This window comes from Micromonospora sp. NPDC049044 (assembly GCF_040649215.1).
GTDB lineage: Bacteria > Actinomycetota > Actinomycetes > Mycobacteriales > Micromonosporaceae > Micromonospora.
Genome location: NZ_JBEZFA010000003.1, coordinates 35,456 through 58,298 on the forward strand (window position 1 = coordinate 35,456; position 22,843 = coordinate 58,298).

General features: G+C 71.4%; 21 protein-coding genes. 12 read left to right on the forward strand and 9 right to left on the reverse strand.

Annotated elements, in window-relative coordinates; translation table 11 throughout:
* Positions 1-154: 154 nt before the first annotated feature.
* From ybaK to AB0B85_RS03020, 4 genes are all read right to left on the reverse strand, one after another.
* On the reverse strand, positions 155-634 hold the full coding sequence (ybaK, locus tag AB0B85_RS03005; protein ID WP_357402934.1) for a Cys-tRNA(Pro) deacylase: 480 nt from the start codon (positions 632-634) through the stop codon (positions 155-157).
* Positions 635-644: 10 nt separating this feature from the next.
* On the reverse strand, positions 645-1,841 hold the full coding sequence (locus AB0B85_RS03010; RefSeq protein WP_357402936.1) for a methyltransferase domain-containing protein: 1,197 nt from the start codon (positions 1,839-1,841) through the stop codon (positions 645-647).
* Positions 1,842-2,076: 235 nt separating this feature from the next.
* Positions 2,077-2,265: a DUF397 domain-containing protein gene (locus AB0B85_RS03015; RefSeq protein WP_357402938.1), complete on the reverse strand. Its 189-nt coding sequence runs from the start codon at positions 2,263-2,265 to the stop codon at positions 2,077-2,079.
* Positions 2,256-3,056 (reverse strand): helix-turn-helix transcriptional regulator, encoded by an 801-nt coding sequence (locus tag AB0B85_RS03020; RefSeq protein ID WP_357402940.1) that lies wholly within the window; start codon positions 3,054-3,056, stop codon positions 2,256-2,258. Before AB0B85_RS03020 ends, AB0B85_RS03015 begins: the two co-directional genes overlap by 10 nt.
* A gap of 334 nt (positions 3,057-3,390) precedes the next feature.
* On the opposite strand from AB0B85_RS03020, the gene groES reads away from it, so the two are divergent.
* The 4 genes from groES (at position 3,391) to AB0B85_RS03040 (ending at position 7,661) form a co-directional block, all read left to right on the forward strand.
* Positions 3,391-3,705, forward strand: coding sequence for a co-chaperone GroES (gene groES, locus AB0B85_RS03025; RefSeq protein ID WP_030330046.1), 315 nt, complete (start codon positions 3,391-3,393; stop codon positions 3,703-3,705).
* Positions 3,706-3,775: 70 nt separating this feature from the next.
* A complete protein-coding gene (gene groL, locus AB0B85_RS03030) occupies positions 3,776-5,413 on the forward strand; it encodes a chaperonin GroEL (protein WP_357402942.1) in 1,638 nt (545 codons plus the stop codon).
* A 124-nt stretch (positions 5,414-5,537) separates the two neighbouring features.
* Complete coding sequence (locus AB0B85_RS03035; protein ID WP_357402944.1) at positions 5,538-7,181, forward strand: molybdopterin-dependent oxidoreductase; 1,644 nt, start codon at positions 5,538-5,540, stop codon at positions 7,179-7,181.
* 87 nt (positions 7,182-7,268) lie between these two features.
* The gene (locus AB0B85_RS03040) at positions 7,269-7,661 is read left to right on the forward strand and encodes a hypothetical protein (protein WP_357402946.1); all 393 of its coding nucleotides are present in this window, start codon (positions 7,269-7,271) and stop codon (positions 7,659-7,661) included.
* Positions 7,662-7,748: 87 nt separating this feature from the next.
* Here AB0B85_RS03040 and AB0B85_RS03045 read toward each other — a convergent pair whose 3' ends face one another.
* Together AB0B85_RS03045 and AB0B85_RS03050 are read right to left on the reverse strand one after the other, a co-directional pair.
* The gene (locus AB0B85_RS03045; protein ID WP_357402948.1) at positions 7,749-8,333 is read right to left on the reverse strand and encodes a hypothetical protein; all 585 of its coding nucleotides are present in this window, start codon (positions 8,331-8,333) and stop codon (positions 7,749-7,751) included.
* 474 nt (positions 8,334-8,807) lie between these two features.
* Positions 8,808-9,194 carry a WhiB family transcriptional regulator gene (locus AB0B85_RS03050; protein WP_357402950.1) on the reverse strand — a complete coding sequence of 129 codons (387 nt, stop codon included), beginning with the start codon at positions 9,192-9,194 and terminating at the stop codon, positions 8,808-8,810.
* 256 nt (positions 9,195-9,450) lie between these two features.
* On the opposite strand from AB0B85_RS03050, the gene AB0B85_RS03055 reads away from it, so the two are divergent.
* Positions 9,451-10,266: a response regulator transcription factor gene (locus tag AB0B85_RS03055; RefSeq protein WP_357402952.1), complete on the forward strand. Its 816-nt coding sequence runs from the start codon at positions 9,451-9,453 to the stop codon at positions 10,264-10,266.
* A 10-nt stretch (positions 10,267-10,276) separates the two neighbouring features.
* Here the strand turns inward: AB0B85_RS03055 and AB0B85_RS03060 are convergent, their stop codons facing one another.
* Positions 10,277-10,696, reverse strand: coding sequence for a DUF5319 domain-containing protein (locus AB0B85_RS03060; RefSeq protein ID WP_357402954.1), 420 nt, complete (start codon positions 10,694-10,696; stop codon positions 10,277-10,279).
* A 186-nt stretch (positions 10,697-10,882) separates the two neighbouring features.
* Here AB0B85_RS03060 and guaB point away from each other — a divergent pair, with 186 nt between their 5' ends.
* From guaB to AB0B85_RS03080, 4 genes are all read left to right on the forward strand, one after another.
* On the forward strand, positions 10,883-12,445 hold the full coding sequence (gene guaB / locus AB0B85_RS03065; protein ID WP_357402956.1) for an IMP dehydrogenase: 1,563 nt from the start codon (positions 10,883-10,885) through the stop codon (positions 12,443-12,445).
* Between the two features lie 30 nt (positions 12,446-12,475).
* Entirely contained in the window at positions 12,476-13,594 is a 1,119-nt protein-coding gene (locus AB0B85_RS03070; RefSeq protein WP_357402958.1) for a GuaB3 family IMP dehydrogenase-related protein, read from the forward strand.
* Between the two features lie 156 nt (positions 13,595-13,750).
* Positions 13,751-15,166 carry a M1 family metallopeptidase gene (locus AB0B85_RS03075; RefSeq protein WP_357402960.1) on the forward strand — a complete coding sequence of 472 codons (1,416 nt, stop codon included), beginning with the start codon at positions 13,751-13,753 and terminating at the stop codon, positions 15,164-15,166.
* A 109-nt stretch (positions 15,167-15,275) separates the two neighbouring features.
* Positions 15,276-16,730, forward strand: a complete 1,455-nt coding sequence (locus tag AB0B85_RS03080) for a M1 family metallopeptidase (RefSeq protein ID WP_357402962.1) — start codon at positions 15,276-15,278, stop codon at positions 16,728-16,730.
* A gap of 6 nt (positions 16,731-16,736) precedes the next feature.
* On the opposite strand, the gene AB0B85_RS03085 is transcribed toward AB0B85_RS03080, so the two are convergent.
* Positions 16,737-17,858: an LCP family protein gene (locus tag AB0B85_RS03085; protein ID WP_357402964.1), complete on the reverse strand. Its 1,122-nt coding sequence runs from the start codon at positions 17,856-17,858 to the stop codon at positions 16,737-16,739.
* 142 nt (positions 17,859-18,000) lie between these two features.
* On the opposite strand from AB0B85_RS03085, the gene AB0B85_RS03090 reads away from it, so the two are divergent.
* Positions 18,001-19,698, forward strand: coding sequence for a GMC family oxidoreductase (locus tag AB0B85_RS03090; protein WP_357402966.1), 1,698 nt, complete (start codon positions 18,001-18,003; stop codon positions 19,696-19,698).
* A 66-nt stretch (positions 19,699-19,764) separates the two neighbouring features.
* Positions 19,765-21,321, forward strand: coding sequence for a glutamine-hydrolyzing GMP synthase (gene guaA, locus AB0B85_RS03095; protein WP_357402968.1), 1,557 nt, complete (start codon positions 19,765-19,767; stop codon positions 21,319-21,321).
* Positions 21,322-21,328: 7 nt separating this feature from the next.
* On the opposite strand, the gene AB0B85_RS03100 is transcribed toward guaA, so the two are convergent.
* Positions 21,329-21,682, reverse strand: coding sequence for a PspC domain-containing protein (locus AB0B85_RS03100; protein ID WP_357402970.1), 354 nt, complete (start codon positions 21,680-21,682; stop codon positions 21,329-21,331).
* Between the two features lie 143 nt (positions 21,683-21,825).
* Here AB0B85_RS03100 and AB0B85_RS03105 point away from each other — a divergent pair, with 143 nt between their 5' ends.
* On the forward strand, positions 21,826-22,776 hold the full coding sequence (locus AB0B85_RS03105; protein ID WP_355428277.1) for an NUDIX domain-containing protein: 951 nt from the start codon (positions 21,826-21,828) through the stop codon (positions 22,774-22,776).
* The last annotated feature ends 67 nt before the right edge of the window (positions 22,777-22,843 follow it).

Below are 22,843 nucleotides of genomic sequence, written 5' to 3' on the forward strand. Positions count from 1 at the left end.
AGGTGTTGTTTTTGTTGTGTCCGGCAACGTATTTCGGGTCACACCGCCTCCACAAGACCGCGCAGGTGCCAAGTTTGTTGGGAGCGATAACAATTCAGCAACGCGACTGTTACTCCCTGGGTATCCCACGGTGGGATCGACGTAACGAGAGTCGTCAGCGGGTCTGCAACGGGGCGGTGCGGGCGTCGGTGAGCGCCATCAGATCCGCCGCTGCCAGTTCCAGTTGCAGACCGCGCCGACCAGCCGAGACGTAGATCGTCGGGAATTCCAGCGCGGACTCGTCCAGCACGGTGGGCAGTCGCTTGCGCTGCCCGAGCGGGCTGATCCCACCGCGTACGTAGCCGGTGGCCCGTTCGGCCACGGCCCGGTCGGCAAGCGCCGCCCGCTTGCCGCCGACCGCCGTCGCGAGCGCCTTCAGATCCAGTTCGCCGGTGACCGGCACGACAGCCACTGTCAACGCGCCGTCGACAGCGGTCACCAACGACTTGAACACGCGCTCCGGTGGCACGCCCAGCGCCACCGCCACCAGCGCGCCGTAGTTCGGGGCGTCCGGGTCCACCCGGTAGGGGTGGGTGCGGTGCGCCACGCCGCGCTTGACCAACAGTGCCGTTGCCGGAGTGCCCTGTCCTGCCACCCCGCCGACGCTAGTCGACCGGCCGACCGATCAGCACTGTCGGTGCGCCGGCGACCCGGGTGAGCACCAGGCTCGCCGCCTCGTCGCCGGCCAGCCGCAGGTCCCGCCGAAGCTGCTCCGGCGTCAGCGCGGAACCCCGCTTCAGGATCTCCACCCGGCCCACCCGGCGGTCCCGCAGCAGCGCCCGCAGGCGCTTGAGCGAGAACGGCAGCACGTCGGTGATCTCCAGGCAGCGCGCGTACGGGGTGCGGGTCGGCAGGTCCGCATAGAGGTAGGCGATGCTCGGATCGCCGAGGGTGGCGTCCAGGTCGCCGGCCAGTTCGGCGACGAGGTGCGCGCGGACCACCGCCGGGTCCGGGTCGTACAGGTAACGCCGGGGCGGCCCGACCGGTGCCTCGTCGGCACCCGAGCCGGTGAGCTGGTGGCGACGGGTCTCGACGCCCTGCTGGCGGTAGAGGGTCGCGCGGCGGGGCACCTCCGCCAGCTCGCCGCACCAGAGCGCGGCCTCCACCAGGTCGCCGTCAACACCTACCCACTCCGCCTCCGCGCCAGCGGGAATGAGCGCGTGGTCCAGGCCCGGCGCCACCTTCACCACGGTGCGCGGCACCCGCTCCGCCAGCCCGGTGACGAAGTCCCACGGTGGCGAGTAGGCGCGCGGGTCGAAGATCCGTCGCCCGGTGCCGCTGGCGCGGCGGGCCGGGTCGCAGAACACCCCGTCGACGCGGGAGACGTCGAACGCTGTGGCATCCCCGCACTCGACTGTGAACAGCTCGGCCAGTCCGGCCGCCTCCGCGTTGGCGGCGGCCATCGCGGCGGTCACCGGGTCGGCTTCCACCCCGTACACCCGGATGCCGGCGCGGGCGGCGGCCAGCGCGTCCGCGCCGAGGCCGCAGCCCAGATCGCCAAGGGTGCGCACACCTGCCGCGTACAGCCGGGCGGCCCGATGGTCGGCGACCACCCGGCGGGTGGCCTGCTCCAGCCCGGGGCGGGTGAGGAACATGGCAGCGGCGGCCGGACCGAACTTGCCGACCGCCCGGTGCCGCAGCTCGGCCTGGGTGAGCGCCGCCGCGGCCAGCGTCGGCGGCACCCCGGCCGCGCGCAGCGCCGACGCCGCGGTCAGCGGATCACCGCCGGCCAGCTCGGCCGCCGCGGTGAGCGCCGCCGACCCCTCGGGGGTACGCAGCGCCGCCAGCTGATCGAGATCCACCCGGCCATTGTCCCGGCCCGGCTCGGCCGCCGGGACGGTGGTGCCAGTCGGCCGGCTCCGGGCGGCCGGCTCTGCCGCGGTGAACGCCTGCGGGCACCGGGGCGGGTGTCGGCGGGGATGTTGGTGTCGCCGGCTGCGTCGGGCGGGGTGTTGGTGTCGGCCGGCCGCGTCGGGCGGGGATGTTGGTGTCGGCCGGCTGCATCTGGCGGGGGTGCGGCCGGTGTCGGGTGTGGTGTCAGCCGGTCGGGGTGGCGGTGATGAAGGCTCGCCAGCTCGCCGGGGTGAAGGTGAGTGCCGGCCCGGCCGGGTCCTTGCTGTCGCGCACGGCGACCATGCCGGGCAGGTTGTCGGCGACCTCGACGCACGCGCCGCCGTTTGCGTTGCTGCGGGAGGACTTGCGCCAGGTGGCGTGGGTCAGGTCCATGTCTGCACCACTTCCTCGATCAGCCGGGCGGACTGCCGGCATGGCAGCGCTTCACCGGTCACAGTCTCCCAGCGGCGCTCCAGGGCGGCAACGTCGTTCGGGCCGTCCACTGTCTGCCCCCGGAGCTGGTTGTCCAGGTGGGCCAGCTCGGCCCCGTTGCCGAGCCGGGCCAGGATGAACGGGCCGTGGAGCCCGATGTGCCAGGGAGCGTCGGCCGGCACGACCCGGACCTGCACGTTCGGCTCGGTGCTCACCGCCAGGAGGTGCTGTAGCTGCTCGCGCATGATCTTCCGGTCGCCGAGCTGCCGGCGCAGCGTGTGCTCCTCCAGCACCGCGACGAGGTGCGGACGAGGGTCGGCGGTCAGCACGGCCTGCCGGGCGAGCCGGGTCACCACCCGCGTCTCGACCTGCTCGGCGGTCAGCTCGCCGAGCACTCCGAGCATCGCCCGCGCGTACCCCTCGGTTTGCAACAGGCCGGGAATCACGGCCGGGTCGTACCAGCGCAGCGCCGCGGCCTCCCGCTCGTTGTCCTCCCAGGGGCGGAACCAGTCGGGCGCGGCGTGGAAGCGGATCAGCTCCAGCATGCCGACGAAGAGACCACCGGTGTCCAGGGTCGAGTCGACGCGGGCGACGTAATCCGGCTTGACCGGGTTCTGGCCGGTCTCGACCGCACTCACGTACGACGATGAGTAGTTGACCAGTTTGCCCAGCTCATCCTGGCTGAGCCCGCGCGCCTGGCGTGCGCGGCGTAGCTGTTCGAGCAGGAACGTCAGGGTGGGTATCCGGGACACTCGGCTCCCTTTCCGCAGCTTCCGGTGATGGCAACCGACGGTAGGGAGACGGCCACGCCGGGACGAGGCGCTACCGGCGTGTTGCGGTAACGACTGGCGGAACTGTGGCGACACGGACAGCGGCGCGTTGGCACTCTCCTTGACGGAGTGCTAGCCACGGAATAACCTGCGATTAGCACTCTCACCCTGAGGGTGCCAGCTTCCGGGTCTCGCGACCCGGGTGCGCACGCCAGGCGGACCGGCACCCGCGACGACGGCCCCGCCCGGTGGCATGAGGCAGATTGACGCTGGTCGGCCCCGCCGGCCAGCAACGAAACCAGTACCCCAGGAGGGTATGCCCGTGACTACCGCGACCAAGGTTGCGATCAAGCCGCTCGAGGACCGCATCGTGGTCCAGGCGAACGAGGCTGAGACCACCACGGCGTCGGGCATCGTGATCCCCGACACCGCCAAGGAGAAGCCGCAGGAGGGCACCGTCCTCGCTGTGGGCCCGGGGCGCGTCGACGACAACGGCAACCGGGTTCCGGTTGACGTGCAGGTCGGCGACACCGTCCTTTACTCGAAGTACGGCGGCACCGAGGTCAAGTACGCCGGCGAGGAGTACCTGGTGCTCTCCGCCCGCGACGTCCTCGCGGTCATCGAGAAGTAAGCAACCGATCAGTGTCACTGCCCCGGTCCGGCTCGCCGGGCCGGGGCAATGGCGCTTCGAAGGGACATTTATGGCGAAGATCCTGAGCTTCTCGGACGACGCCCGGCACCTGCTGGAGCACGGTGTCAACGCCCTCGCTGACGCGGTCAAGGTCACCCTCGGCCCGCGCGGGCGCAACGTCGTCCTGGACAAGAAATTCGGTGCGCCGACGATCACCAACGATGGTGTGACCATCGCCAAGGAGATCGAGCTCACCAACCCGTACGAGAACCTTGGCGCGCAGCTGGTCAAGGAGGTGGCGACCAAGACCAACGACGTCGCCGGCGACGGCACCACCACCGCGACAGTGCTCGCCCAGGCGATGGTCCGCGAGGGCCTGCGCAACGTGACCGCCGGGACCAACCCGGCCGGCCTCAAGCGGGGCATCGACGCGGCGGCCACCAAGGTCTCCGAGGCGCTGCTCGGCCGTGCCGCCGAGGTCACCAGCAAGGAGTCGATCGCGAACGTGGCGACGATCTCCGCGCAGGACGCCACCATCGGCGACCTGATCGCCGAGGCGATGGAGCGGGTCGGCCGCGACGGTGTCATCACCGTCGAGGAAGGCTCCATGCTCACCACCGAGCTGGACGTGACCGAGGGTCTCCAGTTCGACAAGGGCTTCATCTCGCCGAACTTCGTCACCGACCTGGAGAGCCAGGAGTCCGTCCTTGAGGACGCGTACATCCTGGTCACCACCCAGAAGATCTCGGCGATCGAGGAGCTGCTGCCGCTGCTGGAGAAGGTCCTGCAGAACAGCAAGCCCCTGCTGATCATCGCCGAGGACGTGGACGGCCAGGCGCTCTCCACCCTGGTGGTCAACTCGCTGCGCAAGACCCTCAAGGTCTGCGCGGTCAAGGCCCCGGGCTTCGGTGACCGGCGCAAGGCGATGCTCCAGGACATCGCGATCTCCACGGGCGCCGAGCTGGTCGCCCCGGAGCTGGGCTACAAGATCGACCAGGTTGGCCTGGAGGTGCTCGGCACCGCTCGGCGCATCGTGGTCGACAAGGAGAACACCACGATCGTCGACGGCGGCGGCCAGAAGGCCGATGTCGCCGACCGGGTGGCCCAGATCCGCAAGGAGATCGAGGCCTCCGACTCCGACTGGGACCGGGAGAAGCTGGCCGAGCGGCTGGCGAAGCTCTCCGGTGGCATCGCCGTCATCAAGGCTGGCGCGGCCACCGAGGTCGAGATGAAGGAGCGCAAGCACCGCATCGAGGACGCCATCGCGGCGACCAAGGCTGCGGTCGAGGAGGGCACCGTGCCCGGCGGCGGCGCCGCCCTGGTGCAGATCCTCTCGGTGCTCGACGACGACCTGGGCTTCACCGGTGACGAGAAGGTAGGCGTCTCGGTCGTCCGCAAGGCGCTCGTCGAGCCGCTGCGCTGGATCGCCCAGAACGCCGGCCACGACGGTTACGTGGTGACGCAGAAGGTCGCCGACCTGGACTGGGGCAACGGCCTCGACGCCGCCAAGGGCGAGTACGTCGACCTGGTCAAGGCCGGCATCATCGACCCGGTGAAGGTGACCCGCAACGCGGTCACCAACGCCGCCTCGATCGCCGGTCTGCTGCTCACCACGGAGAGCCTCGTGGTCGAGAAGCCGGAGCAGGCCGAGCCGGCCGCCGCCGGTGGCGGTCACGGCCACGGCCACCAGCACGGCCCGGGCTTCTGACCGGTAGCGACACCCGTTGCGGGGCACGCCGTCGGACGACGGCGTGCCCCGTTCGTCTGCTCAGGTCCTTACCGAACGCTGACGTTGTTGGCTACCGGGCAGGATGATCGCGCACACTGGGCCGATGAGCAGCACGTCGCGGCGGTACGCCGCGCTGGCCGGAGTGACCGCCGCCGCCGTCGCGATCGGAATCGCCGAGCCGGTGGCGGTGCTGACCGGCCCCCGGTCCGCGCCAGTGGTAGCGGTCGGCGGGGTGGTCGTCGACGCCGTCCCCGAGTCGCTCAAGCAGTTCGCCATCGACCTCTTCGGCACCGCCGACAAGATCGCACTGCTGGTCGGCACCGGCCTGCTGCTCGGAGCGTTCGCCGCACTGTTCGGCATGCTGGCGGCCCGCCGGCTGGCATTCGGCCTCGCCGGCATCGCCGCGTTCGGTGCCATCGGCGTGGCCGCCGCCGTGACCCGCTCCGGTGCGGACGCGGCCGACGCGTTGCCCTCGCTTGTCGGTGCCGGGCTGGGTGCCCTGGTGCTCTGGTTGTTCATCGCCGGCCCGTTCGAGCTGAACCCCTGGCCCTGGTCACCCCCCGCCCCGAGCACGCCATCCGCCCCGACCACGCCCACGCCGCCCGTGCCGGTGACGCCCGCCGCGCCCGCGCCCGTGCCGGTGACCCCGGCCGGGCCGGCCGGTCCCGCGGAGGTCGACCCCGATTCTCGACGGCGGTTCCTCACCGCCAGCGGAGCACTGCTCGGCACCGCCGCGGTGGCCGGTCTGGGTGGCCGGTGGCTGGCCGGTCGGCGCGGAGTGTCCGCCGCCCGGGACGCGATCCGACTGCCCGCGCCGGTGGCCCCCGCACCGGCCGTGCCAGCCGGCGCGGACCTGGCACTCACCCAACTCGCGCCGTACGTCACCCCGAACTTCGGGTTCTACCGGATCGACACGGCGCTCGTGGTGCCCCAGGTGGATCCGGACACCTGGCGGCTGCGTATCCACGGGCGGGTCGGTACCGAGCGCACCTACAGCTACGCGGATCTGCTGGCCCGTCCACTTGTCGAGCGGTACGTCACGCTGGCCTGTGTCTCCAACGAGGTGGGCGGGGACCTGATCGGCAACGCCCGCTGGCTCGGCGTACCCCTGCGGGAGTTGCTTGACGAGGTCGACCCGGACGCCGACGCCGACCAGGTCGTCGGCCGGTCGGTGGACGGCTGGACCTGCGGCACCCCCACCGCCGCGCTGCGCGACGGGCGGGACGCGCTGTTGGCGGTCGGCATGAACGGTGAGCCACTGCCTGTCGAGCACGGCTTCCCGGTCCGGATGGTGGTGCCCGGCCTCTACGGTTACGTGTCGGCCTGCAAGTGGGTGACCGAGCTGGAACTGACCCGGTTCGCCGACTTCGACGCGTACTGGGTGCCGCGCGGCTGGTCCGCCCAGGGGCCGATCAAGACCCAGTCGCGGATCGACGCCCCCCGCAGTCGTAACCGGCTGACCGCCGGCCCGGTAACCGTCGCCGGGGTGGCCTGGGCCCAGCATCGGGGCATCAGCCGGGTCGAGGTACGCGTCGACGGCGGCGACTGGCAGCAGGCCCAACTGGCCCCGACCGTGTCGGTGGACACCTGGGTGCAGTGGTCCTGGCGCTGGGACGCCACGCCGGGCGAGCACCGGCTCGAGGTCCGGGCGACGGACGCGACAGGCGAAACCCAGACCGAGCGTACGCAGGACGTCGCCCCGGACGGTGCGACCGGCTGGCACACGGTCACCGTCACCGTCCGCTGACCCGCGGCCGGCGTACGCAGCCTGCCGTATCCGCGATGACGTCGCCGGGCGGACGTGGGCCGGACCGTATCGGGACAGGGTGAAGTCATGACTGTTACCGCACGGACCTTCACCATCGCCGGCCTCGTCGTCGGCGCCGCGGGCATCGCCATGCTGTGGGCTGCCGGAGTCGAGTTCCCCATAGCGGTACCGCCCGGGATGATCATCCTGCTGGCTGGCGCCGTCTTCGTCGCGTTCGTACCGTGGCGCTGGTCGCCCGCGGTGGGCGCGCTGCTGGGTCTGTTCGTGACCGTCGGGTTCCTGATCAGCCCGACCGGGGTGGACAACCTGCTCGGGCGGCACGGAGCCGACGTGGCGACCGGACAGTTCATCCAACTGGTCGGGGTGCTGACCGCGCTGATCGCCGGGGCGTTGGCCACCAACGCTGCCCGTCGGATGTCCCAGCGTCACCGATCCGGGCGGCTCGGGGTTACCCGCTGAGTCGCGCATCCAGCCGCGGACCAGCCGAAGACGCCGCTGGCCGGCACCCGGGTGGGGTGCCGGCCAACGGTCGGGTCGTGCGGTGGGTCAGCTGTTCCAGTACTGGCCGACCAGGTCGGCAGCCTGCTGCTCCCACTGGGCGTACGCGTCCGGGTACGCCGAGACCTGCACGGTCTGCGCGGCCACGGTCAGCGGCATGTCCTGCCACCCGTCAACCTGACGCAGGCCCTTCAGGAACGCCGTCGTCGAGTACTCGGGGTCGGTGATCTGCTCCGGCGTACCCCAACCCGAACTCGGGCGCTGCTGGAACAGGCCCAGCGAGTCGTGGTCGTTCATGTCACCGAGGTGACCCAGGTTTTCCAGCTTCGACTCCTGCAGGCTCGTCGCGATCGAGATCACGGCGGCCCGCTCCGGCAGACCGGCCTTCTTCGTGGCGGCGATGATCGCCTTGACGTTGGCGGTCTGCTCGTCGTTCAGGTCGATGTGGGACTGGTTGCCCTGGGTGCCGTGCGGGATCAGCTTGGCGGGGTCCGGCTTGTCGGCCTGCACCGCTACCGCGACCGGCTTGGCGTCCACGGCGTTGGTGTGGGCGGCGATCGGGCCGGCGAACACACCACCGGCGAACGCGAGACCAGCAACGGACAGCACGCTGTTACGGAAGATCGTGTTCATGGGGGTAGCTCCTTCGGGGGTAAGGACACCCGCCTGAGGGCTGCGGATGTGAGCACCTCGTCCGGCGCTGCAAAAGGGGGGAAGTCTTTCGGCGACCAGCAGAGCCCGGGGGCTTGCGGTGCCGGGTCCGTGTGTAACGACCGGGGGGCCGCTGTCATTCCGGGGGCGGCCCATCCATCGGCACCCGCGTGGGGCGGTGACCGGGCGGTCGTTCGTGGGGACTGCAACGACCAGGCCCCGGCCCGCATTCCAGCCCCGGGGGCGGGGCGGCGGGGCGGTGGTGCTGCGATCGTCAGGGTGTGTAACGACCCCGGCCCGGCCATGATTCCGGGCCACGGGTGCACCCGGTCACAGGTCAACGACCCTCAGACCGGACAAAGCGCCCATCAGTGCGGCAGGTTCACCACGTGGGCTGACGCGAAACCGCGCCCCCGAACCGGGAGCGCGGTTTCGCGAAATCAGGGACGTGTGGGGTCAGGCGACGTGGCGTTGCTGGATCGGGATGGCCGACTTGTGTGGGCTGCCCAGTCGGGCCTCCAGTCGGGCGACGTCGACCCGGGCGTGCCGGCGGTCGGCGAGGTCCTCCCAACCGACGGCCAGCAGTCGGAGCCGTTCCGACTCGCTGAAACCACCCCAGACGCCGTAGGGCTCGCGAACCGACAGGGCGTGCGCGGCGCACTCGGCCCGAACCGGGCAGGCGCGGCAGACCGCCTTGGCGGCCGACTCCCGACGCAGCCGGGAGGAGCCTCGCTCGCCGTCGGGGTGGAAGAACTGGGCGCTGTCCCGACCTCGGCAGGCACCGAGCCGCTGCCAGTCCCAGAGATCGACGATGGGCCCGGGCAGTCTACGTACGTTCGACATCAGCACCCCTCCTCCCGCGCGGCTCCGCGAGAAATCCATGTGGCCGGCATCCGGGCGGCGGGCCGCGCAGGCGCACCGTTCCCGGCCTGTGGCCCTCCCGGTACCCGGACCGTTGACGGCTCACACATCTGTGATCGAAAACGTCCTAGAAATTGCGGCTTTTGCCCCAACTGTCGGAAAAGTTCGAAGGATTGCCGGGAACCCCCTCCTCAGCCGACCCCGTCATGGTCTGCTCGTTGGCGGAGAGGAGACCACAGTGCGTACCGTCCTTGTGTGCGTTCGAACACCGCTCGCGGCCCAGCACCTTACTTCTGCTGCCGCGCGGCTGGGGTTGTCCGCAATCGTTCGTACCGCCGTCTCCGATCCTGAGGTGATGCTGCGGCTCGCCGAGCGACCGGCTGACGTGGTGCTGGCCGACACGGCCCTGACCCGGCCGGACAGCGCCGGCTTCGTCCGTCGGGTGCTGGCCCGCGCGCCGCACGCCGCGGTGCTGCTGCTCGGCACCGAAGAGTCCGAGGCCGCGGCGGCCACCATCAGCGCCGGGGCCCGGGGTCTCATCCAGAACGTCGACCACGACCTGACCAGCGCGGTGGCGAAGGCGCTGCTGCTGCTCACCGCCCCCGGCCGGACGTCACGGCAACGGGTCACCGATCCGGCCCGGGACGCCGCGGCGGTGGGCGGCTCGGGTCGGTCCGGGCCGTCCTCGCGTGGCTCCGGCGATCCCGGCTGGACGGCCACGCCCGGCGAGGGGCAGGCGGGGGTGCCGTCGGTGCCGGTGCAGCGGGGTGACGACGAGGTCGAGTCGGCGACCGGCGAGTCGGCGGATCAGACCGATCCCGCCCGGCCCGCCCCGAACGCCCGGCCCAGCCGAGCGTCGATCGGGCTGACCGAGCGCGAGCTTCAGGTGCTGCTCGGCATGGCCGAGGGCAAGAGCAACGCGGAGATCGGTCGGGAGCTGTTCGTGTCGGAGGACACCGTCAAGACGCACGCCCGACGGCTGTTCCGCAAGCTCGGCGCTCGAGACCGGGCACATGCGGTGGCAGCAGGTTTCCGGGCCGGCCTGGTCGCCTGAGCCGGGCCCGTCAATCGGTGACGGTCGGGGTGTCCGGCTCGTCCTCGGTGCCCTCGGTCAGGGTGTCGTGCACCCCGTCGGCGTAACCCCGGGCATAGTCCCAGGTCACGTAGTGATCCGGGTCGGGGTCGTAGGCGGGCTCGTGCACCCGGGGTCGACCGGAGTTGAGCAGGTGCCGCAGGTTGCCGCGGAGCAGGTCCCAGTCGAAGTAGTGCGGTTCCCGGCAGTCCTCGCATTCGATCACCAGCCCACGGACCCCGATCGGGGCCAGCAGGGCCTGGTAGATCTCCAGGTCGGCGAGGTCTTCGAGCACATCCTGCCGTTCGACGTCGGTCAGCGGATCCGGCGTCGCGTCATCGCCCGGGTCATCCAGACCCGCTGTCGGATCGGCCGGGTCGCCATTGAACGGGTCGATGGGCTCGTCGTGCACCCCCTCACCGTAGACCCAACGCGGCGGGAACGTCCGCCCCCCGGCCTCCGCGCCGAGCCGGCCTGCCACGGAGGGGTCGCCCAGCTCACTGGGTACGATGAGGCGACGGGCCGGCAGCGTGGCGCGCTCCGGTGCCCGCCCGCGCCACCTCGCTGAAGCCCATCCGAGCAGCTCAGGGGAGCAATCGTGGAAAATTCGCCCAGCACCGATCTGCCGGCCGGCGTCGAGCACGCCGACCTGGGCGGCCACCTGCCCGAGCTGCCGGCCGGCTCCGCCCGGGTGGTTCCGCTCGGCCTCACCTTCGACGACGTGCTGTTGCAGCCGGGCGAGTCGGACGTGGTGCCCAGCCGGGTCAACACCCGCACGAAGCTCACCCGCAACATCGAGCTGTCGATTCCGCTGCTGTCCAGTGCGATGGACACGGTGACCGAGGCCCGGATGGCGATCGCCATGGCCCGCCAGGGTGGCATCGGCGTGCTGCACCGCAACCTCTCGATGGAGGACCAGGCGCTCCAGGTCGACCTGGTCAAGCGGTCCGAGTCCGGCATGATCACCAACCCGGTGACCGCCAGCCCGGACGACACGCTGCGCGAGGTCGACGAGTTGTGCGGGCGTTACCGCATCTCCGGCGTACCGGTGGTGGACGGCGACGGCCAACTGGTCGGCATCGTCACCAACCGGGACATGCGGTTCGTCTCCGAGCCGAACACCCCGGTCCGCGAGATCATGACCCACACTCCGCTGATCACCGCGCGGGTCGGGGTGAGCAAGGACGACGCCCTGGCGCTGCTGCGCCAGCACAAGGTCGAGAAGCTGCCGATCGTCGACGACTCGGGCCGGCTGCGTGGCCTGATCACCGTCAAGGACTTCACCAAGAGCGAGCAGTACCCGGACGCCAGCAAGGACGACGCCGGCCGACTGCGGGTCGCCGCCGCCATCGGTGTCGGCGAGGACGCGTACAAGCGGGCCCGGGCCCTTGTCGACGCGGGCGTCGACGTGCTGATCGTGGACACCGCGCACGGTCACCAGCGGGCCGTGCTGGACATGGTCCGTCGGCTCAAGGCCGACGTGGCGGTCGACGTGATGGGCGGCAACGTGGCCACGTACGCGGGCGCGAAGGCGCTCGTCGACGCCGGCGCGGACGGCGTCAAGGTGGGCGTGGGTCCGGGCGCGATCTGCACCACCCGGATCGTCGCCGGGGTCGGCGTGCCGCAGGTGACCGCGATCATGGAGGCGGCCCGGGCCGCCCGCCCGGCCGGTGTGCCGGTGATCGGCGACGGTGGCATCCAGTATTCCGGCGACATCGCCAAGGCCCTGGTGGCCGGAGCCGACACGGTGATGCTCGGCAGTCTGCTGGCCGGTTGCGAGGAGAGCCCCGGCGAGCTGATCTTCGTCAACGGCAAGCAGTTCAAGACCTACCGTGGCATGGGGTCGCTCGGGGCGATGCAGTCCCGGGGTCAGGCCAAGTCGTACAGCAAGGACCGCTACTTCCAGCAGGACGTGCTCAGCGACGACAAGCTGGTCCCGGAGGGCGTGGAGGGTCAGGTGCCCTACCGGGGGCCGCTCTCCCGGGTGGCGCACCAGCTGGTCGGCGGGTTGCGACTGGCCATGGGGTACGCCGGTGCGGAGAACATCCCCGATCTGCACCGCCGGGGCCAGCTCATCCGGATCACCGCGGCCGGCCTGAAGGAGAGCCACCCGCACGACATCCAGATGACCGTCGAGGCGCCCAACTACCACACCCGCTGATCCAACACCCCCAACCACCTGGAGTCCCCCATGCGTGACGTGGTCGAGATCGGGCTGGGCAAGACCGCGCAGCGCGGCTACCACCTGGACGACATCGCCATCGTGCCGAGCCGCCGCACCCGGGACGTCGACGACGTGTCGACCTCCTGGCAGCTCGACGCGTACCCGTTCGGCATTCCCTGCGTCGGCCACCCCTCCGACGCCACGATGAGCCCGTCGTCGGCGGTGCGGCTCGGTCAGCTCGGCGGGTTGGGCGTGCTCAACGTCGAGGGTCTGTGGACCCGCTACGAGAACCCGACGAAGGTGCTTGACGAGTTGGCCGGCCTCGACGAGGACGCCCGCGCCACCAAGCGGCTCCAGGAGGTGTACGCGGAGCCGATCCGCCCGGACCTGATCGCCGAGCGGGTTCGTGAGCTGCGCGCCGGTGGCGGCACGGTGGCGGTGCGGGTCTCCCCGCAGCACACCCTCGCGCTGGCCCCGGTGATCCTGGACGCCGGGGTGGACATCCTGGTCATCCAGGGCACCATCGTCTCGGCCGAGCACGTGTCGACGACCGACGAGCCGTTGAACCTCAAGGAGTTCATCGCCGACCTCGACCTGCCGGTGATCGTCGGTGGTTGCACCGACTACAAGACCGCGCTGCACCTGATGCGTACCGGCGCGGCCGGGGTGATCGTGGGCATCGGTGGCGACGAGTGGTCGACGACCGAGTCGGTGCTGGGCATCCGGGTGCCGATGGCCACCGCGATCGCCGATGCCGCGGCGGCCCGTCGCGACTACCTCGACGAGACCGGCGGCCGGTACGTGCACCTGATCGCCGACGGCGACATGCAGACCTCGGGTGACATCGCCAAGGCCCTCGGCTGCGGCGCGGACGCGGTGATGCTCGGTGAGCCGCTGTCGCTGTGTGACGAGGCGCCCGCCGGTGGCGCCTGGTGGCACTCGGCGGCGAGTCACCCGTCGCTGCCCCGGGGCGCGTTCGAGGTGGCCGGTGAGCCGCTCGGGTCGATGGAGGAGCTGCTCTTCGGGCCGGCGGACGAGGCCGACGGCCAACTCAACCTGTTCGGTGGGCTGCGTCGGGCGATGGCCAAGTGCGGTTACCGCGACCTGAAGGAGTTCCAGAAGGTCGGCCTGGTCCTCGACCGCTGACCCGTTGCGCGTACACGTGAAGGCCGGCTCCGCGCAGTGCGGGGCCGGCCTTCGTCGCGGCACGCCCCCGGACCCCGCAAAAGGCCGATACCGGTCATCCGGTCGGCGCGGCTGGCTACGCTCGTCCTGACCCGGGGACCCGCGGGAGGAGTCTGCATGGTCCGGACCGGACGCTCGCCTGCCGGCCGCCGGCTGGCCACCGCGCTCACCTGTCTCCTCGGGCTGCTGCTGGCCGGCTGCCCGAGCGCGCACCGGGACGGTTTCCGGCCCGGTGCGGCCGACGCCGGTGACCCGTACGTGCCGGGACACGGCAACGGTGGCTACGACGTCACCCACTACGGCCTGGACGTCCGCTACGACCCGTCGACCGATCGGCTGAGCGGTCGAGCCGTCATCACCGCCACGGCCACCCAGGACCTGTCCCGGTTCAATCTGGACCTGGTCGGTCTGGACGTGAGCGCGGTCCGGTTGGGTGACGCGCGGGCCGAGCACCGCCGCGACGACGACGAGCTGGTGGTGACGCCGCGCGACGGTCTCCCGCGTGGCAGGCAGTTCACAGTGACAGTCGACTACGCGGGCGTGCCCACCGCCGTCGCGGACGGGACGTTGGGCAGCGGTGGTTTCCTGCACACCGCCGACGGCGCTGTCGCGCTCGGCCAACCCGACTCGGCCGCCACCTGGTTCCCGGTCAACGACCACCCGTCGGACAAGGCCAGCTACGACCTGGCGGTGACAGTGCCGGACGGCCTGGCCGCGCTGAGCAACGGGGTTCCCGGGCCGAAGAGCAGCGCCGACGGCTGGACCACCTGGCACTGGTCGGAGCGCACCCCGATGGCCAGTTACCTGACGACGCTGGTGATCGGTGACTACCGGGTGGAGACCAGCACGCACGCCGGCCGGCCGATGGTCACCGCGGTGGCGGCGAGCCTGCCACCGGCCGGCGGCGCAGCCAGCTCACTGGCCCGCACCGGTGCGATCGCCGACTTCCTGGCCAGCCGCTTCGGCCCGTACCCGTTCGACTCGTACGGCGGGATCGTGATCGCCGACGACCGCGTCGGGTACGCGCTGGAAACCCAGTCCCGCCCGGTCTACGGGCCCGCGTTCTTCGCCGACGACCGCCCCAACCCGAGCGTCGTCGCGCATGAGTTGGCGCACCAGTGGTTCGGCGACAGCGTGTCGGTGGGCAGGTGGAGCGACATCTGGTTGAACGAGGGCTTCGCCAGCTACGCCGAGTGGCTGTGGGCGGAACACGACGGCGGCCCGACCGCCGAGCGCACCTTCGAGTTGCAGTACGCGGCTACCGACTGGTCGCAGCCGTCGGTCGAGCCGGGCCGGGAGCGGATGTTCGGTGCGGCCGTCTACAAGCGCGGGGCGCTGGCCGTGCACGCGTTGCGTCGGACCGTCGGTGACGACACGTTCTTCCGCATCCTGCGGACCTGGACCACCGAGCGGGCGACGGGCAACGCGAGCACCGGCGACCTCGTCGCGCTTGCCGAGCGGGTAGCGGGCCGGCCGCTCCGACCCCTCTTCGACGCCTGGTTGGTGGGTGCTTCGGCGCCCACACTGCCGTGACGCAGGCGTGATGGCCGGTCGATATGCTGCCGCCTGCGAACGGCGGGGAGACGCCCGCTCGCGCGGGGCGGCGTGAGCCGCCGCGCCACCGTACGGGGGAGGGTGTGGGATGCGGGTGACGCGACGCAGACTGCGGATGGGCTCGGCTCTGCTGGTGACGGGGGCTCTCGTCCTGTCCGGATGCGACTCGACGGGCACCGAGGCCGTGCCCTCGCCCAGCGCGTCGTCGACGGCCGCGCGGACGTTCACCGCGGGCGCGGCGGGGGCCGGCGACGCCTACTTCCCGAGCTACGGCAACGGCGGCTACGACGTCGCACGGTACGTGGTCAAGGTGCGCTACGACCCCGCGAAGGACCGACTTACCGGTACGACCACAGTGCAGGCGACCGCGACGGCCGACCTGTCGACGTTCAACCTCGACCTCGCCGGCCTGACGGTCAGCGCGGTCACCGTGGACGGTGCACCGGCAACGCACCGCCGGGAGCGGAACGAGCTGGTCATCAAGCCCACTTCCGGCCTGATCAACGGCAACGGGTTCGTCGCCGAGATCGCCTACGAGGGCGTGCCGAAGCCGCTGAAGAACGAGGCTCTCGGTGAGGGTGGATTCCTGCACACCCCCGACGGTGCCATCGCGCTCGGGGAGCCCGAGTCGGCAAGCACCTGGTTCCCGGTGAACGACCACCCGTCAGACAAGGCCACGTACGACTTCGAGATCACCGTTCCCGACGGTGTCACCGCGATCAGCAACGGCGTTCCCGGCGGCAAGACCAGTACGGCGGGGTGGACCACCTGGAAGTGGTCGGAGAAGTCGCCGATGGCCAGCTACCTCAGCACGCTCGTGATCGGCGAGTTCCGGATCACCACTGCCACGCACCGGGGGAAGCCGGTCTACAGCGCGGTGGCGATCGCGGCCAACGGTTCCGCGGACTCGGCGATCGCCGAGACCACCAAGGTCGCCGACTACCTGGAGACCGTGTTCGGGCCGTACCCCTTCGACGCGTACGGCGGTGTGGTGGTCTCGGACAGCCGGATCTCCTACGCGCTGGAGACGCAGAGCCGGCCGGTCTACCCGGCGGGTTTCTTCCGGCAGGGTTCGAACACCGCTGTGGTCGCCCACGAGCTGGCGCACCAGTGGTTCGGCGACAGCGTATCGCTGGGCAAGTGGGAGGACATCTGGCTCAACGAGGGCTTCGCGACGTACGCGGAGTGGCTCTGGGTCGAGCACACCAGGGATTCCACTGTCAAGGAGGCGTTCGACAGCCGGTACGCCAGGCCATCCGAGAAGTTGTGGAAGACGCCGCCGGGCAAGCCGGGGGCGGAGGAGCTGTTCAGCGAGTCGGTCTACCAGCGTGGTGCGATGACGTTGCACGCCCTGCGGGTGTCCGTCGGCGACAAGGCGTTCTTCGAGATCGTCAAGACCTGGGCGGCGGAGAAGCGCAACGGCACCGCCACCACCGCCGAGTTCGTGGCGCTCGCCGAACGTATCTCCGGCAGGCAGCTCGACACGCTCTTCGACGCCTGGCTCTACGGCACCAAGAAACCCGTCCTGCCCAAGCGGCTCTGACCGCTGTCAGTTCTTGACGACCAGAGTGGGGTTGGCGGCGAGGTAGGTGTCCGCGCGGCCGGCCCGGAGTTCGGTGATGAACTTCCGGCCGACGCCGGTGAGCTGTTCGCCCCGGTAGGCGCTGCCCTTGCCGACGCCGGACCCGGGCAGACCGACAAGCGTGAAGCGGTTCTCCGGCACCCCACTCAGGGCGTAGGCGATGTCCACGATCCGCTGTCCACCCACGTACACCAGTGTGTCGCCGAGCGCGGCGACCACCTGGTCGACCCGTTCCGGTTGCCGGGCCAGCCCTTCGTCCAGGATCTTGCGGGTCAGCGCCTTGATGAGTTGTTGCTGGTGTCGCTGCCGGGCGTAGTCGCCGCCGGTGATGTAGCGCTGCCGCGCGTAGTCGAGTGCCTGCCAGCCGTTCAGGTGCTGCTCGCCCTTCTCGTAGACCTGCTGTGGCCCGGTGTACCCGCCGGGTGCGCTCTCCCGGTACTTGCCGTCCGGCCGGCGGTGCAGCGAGGCCACCCGCTGGTCGACGTAGATGTCCACCCCGCCGAGCGCGTTCACCAAACGGTCGAAGCCGTTGAACGTGAGCACCGCGCCCGCGTCGATGCGCAGCCCGGTGTATCCGCTGACGGTGCTGCGCAGCAGCTCGTACCCCTGGGCGGTGCTTGGTTGTTTGGGCTTGCCCGGCACCCGGCTGCCGAAGCTCATCGCGTGGGTGAGTTTGGTCTTGCCGCCCTTGTAGTCGGCCTTCGGGAACGCCGGGATGTCGACAAGCAGGTCGCGGGGGAGCGAGAAGAGGTACGCCTGGCCCAGCCCCTTGGGTACGTGCAGCACCAGCACGGCGTCCGCGTGCGGTTCCCAACCGGGCACGCTGACCCGGGTGTCCACCCCGACCAGCAGCAGGTTGAGCGGGCCGGTGATGTCCGCGCCCGGCGGTGGGCCGCTGGGGCTCGGGGTGGGCGTCGTGACCGGCGACGGCGTCGGCGAGCCGGCCACCGGAGCCCCGCCGGGCTCGCTGTCGCCGGTCAGCCGGGTGATCACCACAGTGCCGGCCGCGATCAGGGCGACGACGGCAAGGGCCGTCAACCCGAGCAGCAACCACCGCCGGCGCGGCGCCATCGACCCGAGGACCATCATGGATTCCTTCCACCCGTCTGGTGAACAACGCTCCGACGGGTGCTCCGGGTTGCGGCCGGAAGGCGCCGGGTCGGTCGGCCGGAGCATGATCGCGCGAAATCGGGCGCTGGCGCGAGCGCTACTCGCGAGTAATGATGCCTCCATGCGGTACGACGTGCTCGTCATCGGGTCCGGCTTCGGCGGCAGCGTCACAGCGCTCCGGCTGGCCGAGAAGGGCTACTCCGTCGCCGTGCTGGAAGCGGGCCGCCGCTTCGCCGACGACGAGTTCCCGCAGACGTCCTGGCGCGCCCGCCGGTTCCTGTGGGCACCGAAGCTGGGCTGCTACGGCATCCAGCGGATCACCCTGCTCCGCCCGGCCGCGAAGCGCTCCGGCGGTGGTGTGCTGGTGCTCTCCGGAGCCGGGGTGGGTGGCGGCTCGCTGGTCTACGCGAACACCCTCTACGAGCCGCTGCCGGCCTTCTACACCGACCCGCAGTGGCGGGACATCACCGACTGGCGCGGCGAGTTGGCCCGCCACTACGACCAGGCGAAGCGGATGCTCGGCGTCACCACGTACCCGGTGAACACCGGCGCGGACCGGGCGATGCGGGCGGTGGCCGAGCGGATGGGGGTGGGGCACACCTTCCACCCCACCCCGGTCGGGGTGCACATCGGCCGTCCCGGCGAGCGGGTCGCCGACCCGTACTTCGGCGGCGCCGGCCCGGAGCGCACCGGCTGCACGCACTGCGGCGGGTGCATGACCGGCTGCCGGCACGGGGCGAAGAACACCCTGGTCAAGAACTATCTCTATCTCGCCGAGCGGCTGGGCGCCGTGGTGCACCCGCTGACCACCGTGACCGCCGTCAAACCCGCCGCAGAGGGTGGGTACGAGGTGCACACCGTCCGCACCGGCGCCTGGGTGCGTCATCGCCGCCAGGTGATCCACGCCGACCAGGTGGTGTTCGCCGCCGGGGCGCTCGGCACCCAACGGCTGCTGCACGCGATGAAGGACGACGGCGTGCTGCCCGGGCTCTCACCGCGCCTGGGAGAGCTGACCCGGACCAACTCCGAGGCGATCCTGGGTGCCTCGGTGGCACGCCAGCAGGCCCGGGCCGAAGGGCTGGACTTCACCGGCGGCGTGGCGATCACCAGCTCGTTCCACCCGGACCCGCAGACCCACATCGAGCCGGTCCGCTACGGGCGCGGCTCCAACGCGATGGGGCTGCTCCAGTCGCTGCTCGTCGACGGCGGCCCGCACCGGGTGCGGCGCTGGCTGGGCAGCATCGTGCGGCAACCGGGGCTGGCCGCCCGGATGGTGTCGGTGCGCGGCTGGTCGGAGCGGACGGTGATCGCCCTGGTGATGCAGTCGGTGGACAACTCGCTGACCACCAGGTGGCGGCGCGGCGCCTTCGGTCCTCGCCTGGTCGCCGGCCCAGGGCACGGCAGCCCCAGCCCGACCTGGATCCCCGCTGGCAACACGGCGGCCCGGTTGCTCGCCGAGGAGATCGGCGGTACGCCCGGCGGCTCGCTCACCGAACCGTTCGACATCCCGATCACCGCGCACATCCTGGGCGGGGCGGTGATCGGCGCCACCCCGGCCGACGGGGTGATCGACCCCTGGCACCGGGTGTACGGGCACCCTGGCCTGCACGTCGTCGACGGCGCGGCGGTCTCGGCCAACCTCGGCGTGAACCCGTCGTTGACGATCACCGCCCAGGCCGAGCGGGCGATGTCCTTCTGGCCCAACCGGGGCGAGGAGGACCCGCGCCCGCCGCTCGGGTCCGCGTACCGTCGGCTGACACCAGTGCCCCCGCACCACCCGGCGGTGCCGGCGGACGCCCCGGGCGCGCTGCGTCGGTGAGCCCGGGCCGGCCGGCGGGCGAGCCGGTGCCGGGCGCGGCCGTGACTGTCGGTAGGCTTTGCGCACATGAGCCTGCCTCGCCCCGTCCTCGTGGTGGACTTCGGAGCCCAGTACGCCCAGCTCATCGCGCGCCGGGTCCGCGAGGCGAAGGTCTACTCCGAGATCGTGCCGCACTCGATGCCGATCGCCGAGATGCTGGCGAAGAACCCCGCCGCGATCATCCTCTCCGGTGGCCCGGCCAGCGTCTACGCGCCGGACGCCCCGCAGATCGACGCGGGCGTGTTCAGCGCCGACGTGCCGGTCTTCGGCATCTGCTACGGCTTCCAGGCGATGGCCCAGGCGCTCGGTGGCACGGTGGCGAGGACCGGCAACCGTGAGTACGGTGGCACGCCGCTGCGACCCCGCCTGCTCGATCCGGGTGTGCTGCTGCGCGACCTGCCGGCGGACCTGCCGGTCTGGATGAGCCACGGTGACGCCGTGACCGAGGCGCCCGAGGGCTTCACGGTGACCGCCGAGTCGGCCGGCGCTCCGGTGGCCGCCTTCGAGGACCTGGCCGGGCGGCGGGCCGGCGTGCAGTTCCACCCGGAGGTCGGGCACACAGCGCACGGCCAGGAGATGCTCACCCGCTTCCTGTACGACATCGCCGGCATCGAGCCGACCTGGACGCCCGAGAACATCATCGACGAGCAGGTTGCCCGGATCCGCGCCCAGGTGGGCGACAAGGAGGTCATCTGCGGCCTGTCCGGCGGGGTGGACTCCGCGGTCGCCGCCGCGCTCGTGCACAAGGCGGTCGGTGATCAGCTCACCTGCGTCTTCGTCGACCACGGTCTACTGCGCGCGGGCGAGGCCGAGCAGGTGGAGAAGGACTACGTAGCGGCCACCGGCATCAAGCTGAAGGTGGTCGACGCCACCGACCGGTTCCTCGGCGCGCTGGCCGACGTGACCGACCCGGAGCAGAAGCGCAAGATCATCGGTCGGGAGTTCATCCGGGTCTTCGAGGCCGCCGCCCGCGAGATCGCCTCACACGGCGACGTGGAGTTCCTCGTTCAGGGCACCCTCTACCCCGACGTGGTGGAGTCTGGCGGCGGCACCGGCACCGCCAACATCAAGAGTCACCACAACGTCGGCGGGCTGCCGGAGGACCTGAAGTTCGCGCTCGTCGAGCCGCTGCGCACCCTGTTCAAGGACGAGGTCCGCGCGCTCGGCCTCCAGTTGGGCCTGCCCGAGGCGATGGTCTGGCGGCACCCGTTCCCCGGCCCCGGCCTGGCCATCCGGATCATCGGCGCGGTCAACCAGGAACGCCTCGACCTGCTCCGCCAGGCCGACCTGATCGCCCGCGAGGAGTTGACCGCAGCCGGCCTGGACCGGGGCGTCTGGCAGTTCCCGGTGGTGCTGCTCGCCGACGTGCGCAGTGTCGGTGTGCAGGGAGACGGGCGCAGCTACGGGCATCCCGTGGTGCTGCGCCCGGTCTCCAGCGAGGACGCGATGACCGCCGACTGGTCCCGGCTGCCCTACGAGGTCGTCGCCCGGATCTCCACCCGGATCACCAACGAGGTGGCCGAGGTCAACCGGGTGGTGCTGGACGTGACAAGCAAGCCGCCGGGCACCATCGAGTGGGAGTGAGCCGGCCTCACGCGGCCGGCGGCGGGCTGGACGGCGTCGTCGGCGGGTAGGGCGGCGTCGGGGCGTACCCGGGGGCAGGCCCGGCGGTCGGCGGTGGGCCGGCGTGCGGCGCGACGCCCGCGGCGTGCGGCCAGGCCGGCGCGCCGGTGGGCTCCTCGGGCATCAGGAACCACATGATCGGGTACGCGAGCAGCGCGAGCCCGCCGGTGAGCAGGCCGGTGACCGCGAAGGCCACCCGGACCACTGTGGGGTCGACCGCGAAGTAGCGGCCGACGCCGCTCGCGACCCCCGCGACCATGCGGTCGGTGGTGGGTCGACGGAGCTGCTTGTACGGGGCGTGGGGAGCGGTGGTCGATGTCATGCCTCCACGGTCCGCGCCGGGGCCCGTCCCGCCCTCGGTGACCGCCCGGATCCTTACCCTGACCGATCCCTGATTGAGGCCAGACAGTCAGGAATCCGACTCTTTTCCGTTCCGGTAACCCGGCCCGGGGAGAATTTGCTTCCGTGACCACCTTGCTCAAGCCGCTCCGCAGGATCGCGGCATACGCAGTTTGTGCTGATTCAAGCGGCCGCGTCTTGCTGGTCCGCGCATCGGAGCACTCCGGCACCCCCGGGGCGTGGTCGCTGCCCGGCGGGGCCGTCGACCACGGTGAGGACCCGAACCACACTGTCGTTCGGGAAACCGCCGCCGAGACCGGCCTCTCCGTCGCCGTCTCCGGCCTCGCCGACGTGCTCGCCGACATGCGGGCACTCCCGGACCGGGGCATCACCATCCACACCGACCGGCTGATCTACCGGGTCGCGGTCCGCGGCGGCACCCTCGCCGACCGGGTCGGCGAACGCCCCACCGACCTGGCCCGCTGGTACACCCTCGACGAGGCACGCGAACTGCCGCTGCGCTCGTTCACCGCACGCGCCCTCGGGCTGCCCGCCTCCTCGGCCGACGTGGTGCCCGACGAGGCACCCGAGTTCCCCTCCTTCTACGCCGTGCCCGGCCCCGACGGGCTGCACCGGGCCCAGCGTTTCGCCGCGTACGCGGTCTGCACCGACCCCGCCGGCCGGGTGCTGCTCACCCGCATCTCCGACGGCTACCCGGGCGCCGGCTGCTGGCACCTGCCCGGCGGCGGCACCGACTACGGCGAGCAGCCCGGCGCGGCACTCATCCGCGAACTGGTCGAGGAGACCGGCCAGGCCGGCCGCCTTGTCGAGCTGCTCGGGGTGGCCAGCCACCGCGACGCCGCCTCGCTCGGCCCCGAGGGCTACCCGATCGACTGGCACGGCGTACGCGCCTTCTACCGCGTCGTCGTCGACCAGCCCAACCCACTGACCGTGGCCGACGTGGGCGGCTCCACCTGCGAGGCCCGCTGGTTCGGCCGCGAGGAGTTGGGCGCGCTCCCCACCGACCGCCTCACCGAGGTCACCGCCGAAGCGGTCCAGGCGGCCCAGCTCACCTGACCCCGCAGCCCCTCCCAGCGTCGATCATGAAGTTGTTGCCAGGACGCGCCGAGTTGGATGGCAATAA

Coding starts and splice junctions, on each gene's coding strand:
- AB0B85_RS03015 (WP_357402938.1), bottom strand. CDS start 2,265: ATGGACCTGACCCACGCCACCTGGCGCAAGTCCTCCCGCAGCAACGCA.
- groES (WP_030330046.1), top strand. CDS start 3,391: ATGCCCGTGACTACCGCGACCAAGGTTGCGATCAAGCCGCTCGAGGAC.
- groL (WP_357402942.1), top strand. CDS start 3,776: ATGGCGAAGATCCTGAGCTTCTCGGACGACGCCCGGCACCTGCTGGAG.
- AB0B85_RS03035 (WP_357402944.1), top strand. CDS start 5,538: ATGAGCAGCACGTCGCGGCGGTACGCCGCGCTGGCCGGAGTGACCGCC.
- AB0B85_RS03040 (WP_357402946.1), top strand. CDS start 7,269: ATGACTGTTACCGCACGGACCTTCACCATCGCCGGCCTCGTCGTCGGC.
- AB0B85_RS03045 (WP_357402948.1), bottom strand. CDS start 8,333: ATGAACACGATCTTCCGTAACAGCGTGCTGTCCGTTGCTGGTCTCGCG.
- AB0B85_RS03050 (WP_357402950.1), bottom strand. CDS start 9,194: ATGTCGAACGTACGTAGACTGCCCGGGCCCATCGTCGATCTCTGGGAC.
- AB0B85_RS03070 (WP_357402958.1), top strand. CDS start 12,476: ATGCGTGACGTGGTCGAGATCGGGCTGGGCAAGACCGCGCAGCGCGGC.
- AB0B85_RS03075 (WP_357402960.1), top strand. CDS start 13,751: ATGGTCCGGACCGGACGCTCGCCTGCCGGCCGCCGGCTGGCCACCGCG.
- AB0B85_RS03080 (WP_357402962.1), top strand. CDS start 15,276: ATGCGGGTGACGCGACGCAGACTGCGGATGGGCTCGGCTCTGCTGGTG.
- AB0B85_RS03085 (WP_357402964.1), bottom strand. CDS start 17,858: ATGATGGTCCTCGGGTCGATGGCGCCGCGCCGGCGGTGGTTGCTGCTC.
- AB0B85_RS03090 (WP_357402966.1), top strand. CDS start 18,001: ATGCGGTACGACGTGCTCGTCATCGGGTCCGGCTTCGGCGGCAGCGTC.
- guaA (WP_357402968.1), top strand. CDS start 19,765: ATGAGCCTGCCTCGCCCCGTCCTCGTGGTGGACTTCGGAGCCCAGTAC.
- AB0B85_RS03100 (WP_357402970.1), bottom strand. CDS start 21,682: ATGACATCGACCACCGCTCCCCACGCCCCGTACAAGCAGCTCCGTCGA.